The organism is Streptomyces sp. NPDC058086, assembly GCF_042885015.1.
GTDB lineage: Bacteria > Actinomycetota > Actinomycetes > Streptomycetales > Streptomycetaceae > Streptomyces.
In genome coordinates, this window is record NZ_JBHVST010000296.1 from 1 (window position 1) to 1,081 (window position 1,081).

Below are 1,081 nucleotides of genomic sequence, written 5' to 3' on the forward strand. Positions count from 1 at the left end.
GTGGTCACCGGTGCGAGCTCCGGCATCGGACTGCACCTGGCCCAGGAACTCGCCCGGCACGGCGCCCACGTGGTGCTGGCCGTACGCGATCCCGACCGCGGGATCGCCGCGGCGGCCCGCATCCGGGCCCAGGCGCCGTCGGTCGAGCTGACGGTCCGCCGGCTCGACCTCTCCAGTCTCGCGTCGGTGCGTGCCGGCGCCGAGGAACTGCGCGACCGCTTCCCCCGCATCGACCTGCTGGTCAACAACGCGGGCGTGATGTGGACCGACCGGGCCCGCACCCCGGACGGACACGAACTCCAGTTCGCCACGAACCACCTGGGGCACTTCGCCCTCACCGGTCTGCTCCTGGACTCCCTGCGGGCCGCATCCGGCGCGCGGGTCGTGACGATCAGCAGCTACCTGCACCGGCTGGGGCGCATCGACTTCCGCGACCTGCACGGCGAACGCCGCTACAGCCGGTACCGGGCCTACAACCAGTCCAAGCTGGCCAACCTCATGTTCGCGCTCGAACTCCACCACAGGCTGGCGGAGTCGGGCGCGGAACTGGCCTCGCTCGCCGCCCATCCCGGGCTGGCCGCGACCGGCCTGGGCCGGGGCTTTCCCGCACCCGTGCGCAGGTTCGGCTCCCCGCTCGCCCCCCTGTTCCTCCAGCCGGCCGCGGCGGGAATGCTGCCCGCTCTGCGGGCCGCGACCGATCCCGACGCGCGCGGAGGCGAGTTCTACGGGCCCCTCGGCGTGACCGAGACCCGGGGCGCGCCCGGGCTCGTACGCCCCGGCAGAACGGCCCTCGACCCCCAGGCCCGGCGCCGCCTGTGGGAGGAGTCCGAGCGCCTCACCGGCGTACGCCTGCGCCCCTGAGACCGCCACCCGCTGCGAGGCCGTTCACCCCCGCCCGGCGGCACCGGACACGGCGAGCCGGCTGCCTACGCGCACGGCGGTGGTCAACGCGGCGTAGGACGTGAGCTCGACGAGTTCGCGGTCGGTGGACCATCGCCGCCTGAACGCCTCGACGTCCTGCGGGAGCACCTGGTAGGGGGCGAAGGCCGTCAGCAGCGCCAGCCGTGCCGCGGGCACGTCC

Annotated in this window: 1 protein-coding gene and 1 pseudogene; one reads left to right on the forward strand and one right to left on the reverse strand. The window is 74.6% G+C overall.

What is annotated here, in order from left to right; translation table 11 throughout:
• A partial coding sequence (locus ACFVWD_RS58360) for an oxidoreductase (RefSeq protein ID WP_389607311.1) occupies window positions 1–861 on the forward strand: 861 nt, incomplete at its 5' end.
• A 24-nt stretch (window positions 862–885) separates the two neighbouring features.
• Here ACFVWD_RS58360 and ACFVWD_RS58365 read toward each other — a convergent pair.
• A pseudogene (locus tag ACFVWD_RS58365) lies at window positions 886–1,081 on the reverse strand (alkylhydroperoxidase); the annotation flags it as partial.